Source organism: Sulfurimonas sp. (assembly GCF_023228785.1).
Taxonomy (GTDB): Bacteria; Campylobacterota; Campylobacteria; order Campylobacterales; family Sulfurimonadaceae; genus Sulfurimonas.
In genome coordinates this window covers 67,610-73,796 of the sequence record NZ_JALOAN010000008.1, presented here as the reverse complement: position 1 = coordinate 73,796, position 6,187 = coordinate 67,610, and the positions used below count along the sequence as shown (strand labels likewise).

The 6,187-nt window shown below is 34.0% G+C and carries 7 protein-coding genes; 5 read left to right on the top strand and 2 right to left on the bottom strand.

Features of this window, described 5'->3' with window-relative positions:
- Both M0Q24_RS03405 and M0Q24_RS03400 read right to left on the bottom strand, forming a co-directional pair.
- The coding region (locus tag M0Q24_RS03405) for a HAMP domain-containing protein (RefSeq protein WP_295047277.1) at positions 1 to 270 on the bottom strand (270 nt) is incomplete at its 3' end.
- 61 nt (positions 271 to 331) lie between these two features.
- A complete protein-coding gene (locus M0Q24_RS03400) occupies positions 332 to 1,336 on the bottom strand; it encodes a polysaccharide deacetylase family protein (RefSeq protein WP_295047274.1) in 1,005 nt (334 codons plus the stop codon).
- A 139-nt stretch (positions 1,337 to 1,475) separates the two neighbouring features.
- On the opposite strand from M0Q24_RS03400, the gene M0Q24_RS03395 reads away from it, so the two are divergent.
- The 5 genes from M0Q24_RS03395 to M0Q24_RS03375 all read left to right on the top strand — a co-directional run bounded on the left by M0Q24_RS03395 (position 1,476) and on the right by M0Q24_RS03375 (position 6,171).
- Positions 1,476 to 2,054, top strand: a complete 579-nt coding sequence (locus M0Q24_RS03395) for a CheB methylesterase domain-containing protein (protein ID WP_295047271.1) — start codon at positions 1,476 to 1,478, stop codon at positions 2,052 to 2,054.
- The gene (locus M0Q24_RS03390; RefSeq protein WP_295047268.1) at positions 2,054 to 2,833 is read left to right on the top strand and encodes a CheR family methyltransferase; all 780 of its coding nucleotides are present in this window, start codon (positions 2,054 to 2,056) and stop codon (positions 2,831 to 2,833) included. The genes M0Q24_RS03395 and M0Q24_RS03390 overlap by 1 nt, the downstream gene beginning before the upstream one ends.
- Before the next feature lie 77 nt (positions 2,834 to 2,910).
- Positions 2,911 to 3,621: a UMP kinase gene (gene pyrH / locus M0Q24_RS03385; RefSeq protein ID WP_295047265.1), complete on the top strand. Its 711-nt coding sequence runs from the start codon at positions 2,911 to 2,913 to the stop codon at positions 3,619 to 3,621.
- 172 nt (positions 3,622 to 3,793) lie between these two features.
- Complete coding sequence (locus M0Q24_RS03380; RefSeq protein WP_295047262.1) at positions 3,794 to 4,015, top strand: DNA-directed RNA polymerase subunit omega; 222 nt, start codon at positions 3,794 to 3,796, stop codon at positions 4,013 to 4,015.
- A gap of 5 nt (positions 4,016 to 4,020) precedes the next feature.
- On the top strand, positions 4,021 to 6,171 hold the full coding sequence (locus M0Q24_RS03375) for a RelA/SpoT family protein (RefSeq protein ID WP_295047259.1): 2,151 nt from the start codon (positions 4,021 to 4,023) through the stop codon (positions 6,169 to 6,171).
- Positions 6,172 to 6,187: the final 16 nt, after the last annotated feature.

Genomic DNA, 6,187 nt, shown 5'->3' with positions numbered 1-6,187 from the left:
GGCTACAACTGACTTCTCAACATTTTCTCCAACACCTTTTGCAGTGGTTGAGAGTTCATGAGAGATAGAAGCATTTTCTGTAGCACTCTGTTTAGAAATTTTTATAAGATTTTTGAGACTCTCTAAGAGTTCATTGAAAGTTGATGCCATTTGGGACAACTCTAGAGGAGCATTTTCATCAACTCTTTTAGTTAAATCGCTGCTGTTTCCGATGCTAAGAAGTATCTCTTTAAATCTATCTAGCGGTTTTATAATGCTAATATTTATCATAACTATAGTAAGTGTTACTATTATAAGATTAGTTAATACGCAATATGCCTTATTGTCTTTGCTATTTAATTATCCATAAATGACTATACCAGTACCATTTATTTTTCATTGTAGGAGCGGTACAAGTATATTTGTCTCTAGGTTGTTTTAGCTTCTCATTTGCTACAACTTCTAGCTGAGTTTGTGATATCCAAGTGTGATTTATTTTTTCACCATTTGATGTAAAGCATTGTATATTATGAAGTCTCTCTTTTAGAGTAATGGTGAGCTTTGGAGGGTTGTTCTCTTCTATGAGATTGTCTTTTGGTAAAACAGAGATTATGGGCATAGGTTTTGTGTTTAGTTTAGTAATAAAACTCTCCATTGAGGCATAAGCCTCAGCCATAGGAAATCTTGGTATTCGTCTTAGATCTGTATCAAAGCCAATAGCACCGGAAGTTTGTGTGATACCAATGAAATCCAACTCTTCTAAGATAGCCTCAACTCTTTGGTCATACTCACCAAAAGGATATGAAAAGAGGCGAGGGTTTTCATTAGTAGAACTTCCTAATTCATCTTGAAGTCGCTTTTGTGCTTTTAAGATCTCTTTTGTAATCTCTTCTTTGTTTTTATCTATAAGATATTTATGTAACACTGAGTGGTTTATGAACTCTGCTTTATGTTCTTGCATCTCTCTCATTTGAGACCATGACATATAGTTTTTGGATTTTACATCTATTGGATTTGTGCTAACCATCAGGCTAAAGGCAAAGCCAAACTCTTTTAGTAATGGATAGCCATTTTCATAAAAACTAATGTAAGCATCATCTATAGTTAGAGCTATTGTCTTTGGTGGTAGCTCTTTTTTATCTTTGATATGAGAGATTATCTTAGAGAGGTGCCAAACATTGTAATTGTTCTCTTTTAGATAAGAGAGTTGCTCCTTAAATTGCTCCATTTTTATATTTGTAGATGGATACTTAGCTTCATCAAATCGATGATACATAAAAGCTACAGCTGAGCTATCTGCAAATAGAGTTGATGTGTAAAGTACAAGAGAGATAAAAAAAGACTTTTTAAACTTCATAAAAACTTTCCTTAGGCATTTTTTTGAGTATTATAGTGTGTGAACTATTAAGAGCGTTATAAAGTTTTATATTTGATATAATACAATCACATTTCAAGAAAATATAAAGGTATCGTTGTATGGATATACTAAAGCAAATATGAGTTACGAGATACCAAAAAAAATAGTCCTAATAGCAGCTTCGACGGGTGGACCAGGGCAGATAGAAAAAATCATAAAAGCCTTACCAAAACTAAATGATACCAGCATAGTAATTGCTCAGCATATGGTTGTAGGTTTTATGGATAGTTTTGCAAAAAGGTTGGATGAAGATCCAACAAATAGTATCTTCGCAGCTAATGACAAAACTTACCTTGTAAGCTCAGGTATCTATGTCTGTTCAGGCTATACTAGAGTTAGTAGAGATTCAAATGGAATAATATTTAGTAAAAAAGACTCAAAAATAAATACTTTTAATCCAGACATTAACTATATTTTTAGCTCTTTTTTACCTTTTACTAAAGATATAAAATTTTTAAGTGTTATATTGACAGGAATTGGTGCAGATGGAGTTGAAGCTTGTAAGGCTTTACAAGAAAATGGTTCTTTATGTTTGACAGAAACCCAACAGAGTGCCATTGTGGATGGAATGCCTAGCCGTGCTAGAAAAGAGATACAAAACATAAAAGTTTTAGACATAAAAGAGATAGTAGAAGAGATAAGGGAGTTTTGTTCGTAATGTTTAGTTTTTTTAGAAAAAAAGAAAAAAAGATCTTAGATGAAGTGAGAGAAGAAGAGCCAACTGACTACAGTGACGCAACTAAAATTGCTGAGTATTTCAAAAACGAAACAGGTGTAACCTTTGATAAACAGATGAATATCTTAAACAACAAAGCTATGACATTTTGTAAACAAAGAGAGATAAGCTCATTTTCTAAACTACTAGATCTACTAGATAGTGATGCAGTAATAAAGCAAGAACTTATAGATTACCTAACTACAAATGAGACATTTTTTTATAGAGAGTTCAAACAGATAGAAGAGTTAGTAGGTCTTGTAAAAAAAGATGTCTCTTTAGTTAAGATAATGTGTGCGCCATCATCAACTGGAGAAGAGCCTTATAGCATTGCTATCGCACTTCTTGAAGCTGGAGTTAGTGCTGATAAGTTTAGGATCTTAGGCATAGATATAAACTCAGACGCACTGAATAAAGCTCAAAAGGCAGTTTATAAGCAGAGAAATGTAAGAAATCTTAGTGATGAGATCATACAAAGGTATTTTTATAAACAAGATGACAAGTTTATTTTAAGAGATAGTATCAAGAGTTTAGTTGATTTTAAACTTATAAATATTTTTGATGCTTCATTTGCAACTCTTGGTAAATTTGATTATATATTCTCGAGAAATATGTTTATCTACTTCGATGCGCAAACCAAAGTAAGAGCTAAAAAAATACTTCAAGATATGAGAAAAAACCAAGATCAAAAGATATTTTTTGGTCATGCTGATGAGTTATAAAACAAACAGAGATTTATAAAAGCAATATCAAAGACAAGTTTAAATATAATTCGCGGATTTAGATATAAAGGAATTGCATGGCTAACAAACGGGTACTGGTTAAGTTTTCAGGTGAAGCACTCGCCGGCGAGGCAGGTCATGGGATCGATACGAAGATACTTAAGTATATCGCTCAAGAGATAAAATCTTTAGTAGATGCCGGCATAGAAGTAGGCATTGTAATTGGCGGTGGAAATATTATACGTGGTGTTACAGCTGCGCATGATGGCATCATCAAAAGAACTAGTGGTGATTATATGGGAATGTTAGCTACAGTTATAAACGGCGTAGCTATGCAAGAAGCTTGTGAACATGCAGGACTTCAAGTAAGAATGCAAACCGCCATAAAAATGGAGCAAATTGCAGAGCCATATATAAACCGCCGTGCTGTTCGTCACTTAGAGAAGGGCAGAGTGGTTATCTTTGCAGCAGGAACTGGAAATCCGTTTTTTACAACAGATACAGCAGCGACTCTAAGAGCTGTGGAAATTGGTGCTGAGGTTATTATCAAAGCTACTAAAGTTGATGGAGTTTATGATAAAGATCCAGAAAAGTTTAGCGACGCAGTAAAATTATCAGAGCTAACATATGAACAAGCTTTAAAAGATGATATAAAAGTTATGGATGACACATCTATAGCACTAGCAAAAGATAATAAACTACCTATAATCGTGTGTGATATGTCTAAGAAAGGAAACTTACTAGACATACTAAACGGCAATAGAGAGAATTGTTCTATAGTTCAATAGTGTTGCCTAACCTCATTACTGTAGCCTAGTTACACCTCTCCCAAGGCGTAACGAAAGGGTTATGAAAGAGGCACAAGGTGCCGAGAGCCTTGCGCTGAGCAAAACTCAGCGTTAGCGTAGGTAGCGGAATTACTTCCGATACCGTGACAAAAAAATAAAAGGAAATTAAATTATGCAAGTTGAAGAATTAACAGCAAAAATATTAGATGATAATGCAACTCTAGATCGTTACCAGTTGGCAATTGCAGTTGCAAAAAGAAGTGATGAGATTTTAAATGGTGCTAAAAGCAAATTAAATATCGATCCAAAAAGTATTAAAGCAGCAGATTTGGCTTTAATGGAGATTGCACAAGGTCTTGTAGTTATAAAAGGCTTTGAAGATATCGTAAGATAGTCAATTTGAGTCTGAGTCAAGTTGATATAGAAAAAGTCAAACATATACACGATGTTGACTCAGCACAAGAGTATCTCTTTACTCAAATCGCCTCAAGTAAGAGGCTTCAAGAAGCGTTAGAGTATTCAAAAGAAGCTCATGAAAAGCAATTTAGAAAGAGTGGTGAGCCTTATATAGTTCACCCTATTTTAGTAGCTACTATAGTTGCTTCCATTACAGATGATGAATCAATGGCAATAGCTGCACTTTTGCATGATATTGTAGAAGATACAGATGTCGGGATCGAAACTATCACAGAGTTATTTGGAAGTGATGTATCACATCTTGTTGAAGGTCTTACAAAGATAGATACAATTCGTGATATAGAGCTTGTACCGTCTAGCTCAAACGAAAAACTTATTGTCTCAGCGCTCTCATTTAGAAAGATGCTACTTGCTAGTATCGAAGATGTAAGAGTTTTAGTAGTAAAACTTTGCGACAGACTTCACAATATGTTAACCCTAGATGCACTCCCAGAACATAAACAGATAAGAATCGCAGAAGAAACACTTGTGGTTTACGCTCCAATTGCACATCGATTGGGTATCTCTTTTTTAAAAAATATATTAGAAGATCTGAGTTTTTCATATATTTTCAAAGAAGAAAAACACCATATCGACAACTACCTAGATACGCATTATCACGCTATAGAGATGAAGTTAGAAGAGTTTAAAGAGTCTATAAATAAGATACTTTTAAAAAATGGTATCTGTGAAGATGACTTTGAAATACTCTCACGCGTTAAGCATCGCTACTCAATTTATCTAAAGATGCAAAGAAAAGGCGTCACAATAGATGAAGTCCTAGATCTTTTAGCAATTAGAATCATAACAACAGATCCAGTAAAATGCTACAATATTTTAGGGCTGATTCATCTAAATTTTCAACCTCTCTCATCAAGATTTAAAGACTATATTGCAGTTGCAAAAGATAATGGGTACCAAACTATTCACACTACTGTTTTTTATAAAACTGCTATTTTTGAAGTCCAAATCAGAACTCATGAGATGCACAACACTGCAGAACTTGGGGTTGCAGCGCATTGGAAATATAAAAGTGGCGGGAACAATATAAAACTAGACTGGCTAAACAATCTAAGCTACCAAAATGAATCAGTTGAAGACTTTTATGCACTTATAAAGAATGATTTGTATTCTGAAGATATAGCAGTCTTTTCACCTCGTGGGGAGGCCTTTACTCTTCCTCGTGGTGCAGTAGTTTTAGACTTCGCATATACAGTTCATAGTGCAGTTGGAAACAAAGCAAAGTCAGCACTTGTAAATAAGGCAAAAGCCTCACTTCTGAGTGAACTTCAAAATGGCGATATAATAAAAATAAATATGTCTGATGAGATCATCACAAGATGTTCATGGATAGATGCAGTGAAAACATCTAAAGCCAAAACAAATATGCGACTAAACTGTAACGCAAGACTTAGAGATATAAATGCAAAGTCGAGCGTAAACATAGTAGCTACTGCAATGAAGCTTAATAACTCAAGAGTTGAAGAGTGGTTTGATAGAAACAGTTTTGAGCGAAGAGCAAATATACCATCAGATATAGAACTACTTCGTGAAGTTATGCATAGATATACTTTAGAGATTAGTAAAAATTCAAGGTTTAAAAGATTTCTAACTCGCCATAGATTTAAGCTAAAACCTTACAGTATAAAAGGTGTTGAGTTGTTTAGTAACTCACACATAAGTGATGTTGTCTTTGACTACTGCTGTCATCCAAAAGCTGGTGATGAAATAGTTGCATTTTTAGACAAATCAAAAGCTTATGTGCATCATAAAATGTGCAAGAGTGCCATCAAAAAACTAGAAGCAAATGAGAAGATGCTCTTTGTTAGATGGGAGAGACAAAATATTTATAACTATAATATGATAGTCTCCCTTCACAGTGGAAAAGGGACGCTAGCTGAGTTTTTGAACTTTTTAGTTAAGTTAAACATTGATATAAACTCCATCGAACTAGGTAAAAACAAAAGTGAATCTTCAAGATATTGTGAGCTTGGATTTGAGTCAAAAGAAGCTGATATTAACTCACTTCGTGCTAGAATGGAGCAAAAAATAAAAGTGATTCATCTGATTCGTACAGATGATGCATATCGTTAAAATTATTATAAAATTA

Excerpts from the sequence above, each read along its gene's own strand:
- M0Q24_RS03400 (WP_295047274.1), bottom strand. The coding sequence starts at position 1,336 with ATGAAGTTTAAAAAGTCTTTTTTTATCTCTCTTGTACTTTACACATCA.
- M0Q24_RS03395 (WP_295047271.1), top strand. The coding sequence starts at position 1,476 with ATGAGTTACGAGATACCAAAAAAAATAGTCCTAATAGCAGCTTCGACG.
- M0Q24_RS03390 (WP_295047268.1), top strand. The coding sequence starts at position 2,054 with ATGTTTAGTTTTTTTAGAAAAAAAGAAAAAAAGATCTTAGATGAAGTG.
- pyrH (WP_295047265.1), top strand. The coding sequence starts at position 2,911 with ATGGCTAACAAACGGGTACTGGTTAAGTTTTCAGGTGAAGCACTCGCC.
- M0Q24_RS03380 (WP_295047262.1), top strand. The coding sequence starts at position 3,794 with ATGCAAGTTGAAGAATTAACAGCAAAAATATTAGATGATAATGCAACT.